This window comes from Pseudomonas edaphica, from assembly GCF_005863185.1.
In the GTDB taxonomy this organism is placed as follows: domain Bacteria; phylum Pseudomonadota; class Gammaproteobacteria; order Pseudomonadales; family Pseudomonadaceae; genus Aquipseudomonas; species Aquipseudomonas edaphica.
In genome coordinates this window covers 1-1,517 of the sequence record NZ_VBVZ01000951.1, presented here as the reverse complement: position 1 = coordinate 1,517, position 1,517 = coordinate 1, and the positions used below count along the sequence as shown (strand labels likewise).

Sequence of the window (1,517 nt, the reverse complement as noted above, 5' to 3'; positions counted from 1 at the left end):
AAATCGCGCAACGCCTGTCTGAACAACGCCCGACTGACCTGCCGCCGCTGAATATCTGCATTCAGGTCAACGTGAGTGGCGAAGCCAGCAAGTCCGGCTGTACACCCGCCGACCTGCCGGCCCTGGCCGCTGCAATCAGCGCCCTGCCGCGTTTGAAGCTGCGTGGCTTGATGGCGATCCCCGAGCCGACTGAAGATCGCGCTGCACAAGATGCAGCCTTCGCTGCGGTAAAAGACCTGCAAGCCAGCCTGAACCTGCCGCTGGACACACTTTCCATGGGCATGAGCCACGACCTTGAGTCGGCCATCGCCCAAGGGGCCACCTGGGTGCGGATCGGTACCGCCCTGTTTGGCGCCCGCGACTACGGCCAGCCGTAAAATAGCTGACATCCCTCTAAGTAAGGACCTGTCATGAGCAACACGCGTATAGCCTTTATCGGCGCCGGCAACATGGCGGCCAGCCTGATCGGCGGCCTGCGGGCCAAGGGCCTGGAAACCACGCAGATCCGCGCCAGCGACCCCGGCGCCGAGACCCGCACCCGCGTCAGCGCCGAGCACGGTATCGAAACCTTTGCCGATAACGCCGAGGCCATCCAGGGCGTCGACGTGATCGTGCTGGCGGTAAAACCGCAAGCCATGAAGGCCGTGTGCGAAAGCCTGCGCCCGAGCCTGCAACCGCACCAACTGGTGGTGTCGATCGCCGCCGGCATCACCTGCGCCAGCATGAACACCTGGCTCGGTGCCCAGCCGATCGTGCGTTGCATGCCCAACACTCCGGCACTGCTGCGCAAGGGCGTCAGCGGCTTGTACGCCACCTCCGAGGTGACTGCCGAGCAGCGCGACCAGGCTCAGGAACTGCTGTCTGCCGTGGGCCTGGCCGTGTGGCTGGAACAGGAGCAGCAGTTGGACGCGGTCACCGCCGTGTCCGGCAGCGGCCCGGCTTACTTCTTCCTGCTGATCGAAGCCATGACCGCCGCTGGCGTGAAACTGGGCCTGTCACATGAAGTCGCCGAGCAACTGGCCGAGCAAACTGCTTTGGGCGCCGCGAACATGGCGGTCGACAGTGATGTAGACGCTGCCGAGTTGCGCCGTCGCGTGACCTCGCCAGGCGGTACCACGCAGGCCGCCATCGAATCGTTCCAGGCCGGGGGCTTTGAAGCCCTGGTGGAAAAAGCACTGGGTGCCGCAGCACACCGTTCAGCCGAGATGGCTGAGCAACTGGGCAAATAGTCATCCCTTACCAAGGTAATCAAACATGCTCGGAATCAATGACGCTGCCATTTTCATCATCCAGACCTTGGGCAGCCTGTACCTGCTGATCGTGCTGATGCGTTTTATCCTGCAACTGGTGCGGGCGAACTTCTACAACCCGCTGTGCCAATTCGTGGTCAAGGCCACCCAACCGCTGCTCAAGCCACTGCGCCGGGTAGTGCCGAGCATGTTCGGCCTGGACATGTCCTCGCTGGTGCTGGCACTGCTGCTGCAAATCCTGTTGTTTGTAGTGATCCTGACGCTCAA

General features: G+C 62.8%; 3 protein-coding genes. All 3 read left to right on the top strand.

Annotated elements, in window-relative coordinates:
* Nucleotides 1–377, top strand: a 377-nt coding sequence (locus FEM54_RS32410) for a YggS family pyridoxal phosphate-dependent enzyme (protein WP_138454264.1), incomplete at its 5' end; no start/stop codon positions are given.
* Nucleotides 378–410: 33 nt separating this feature from the next.
* Nucleotides 411–1,229, top strand: coding sequence for a pyrroline-5-carboxylate reductase (proC, locus tag FEM54_RS32405; RefSeq protein WP_138454263.1), 819 nt, complete (start codon nucleotides 411–413; stop codon nucleotides 1,227–1,229).
* Nucleotides 1,230–1,254: 25 nt separating this feature from the next.
* On the top strand, nucleotides 1,255–1,517 hold a 263-nt coding region (locus tag FEM54_RS32400), incomplete at its 3' end, for a YggT family protein (RefSeq protein WP_138454262.1).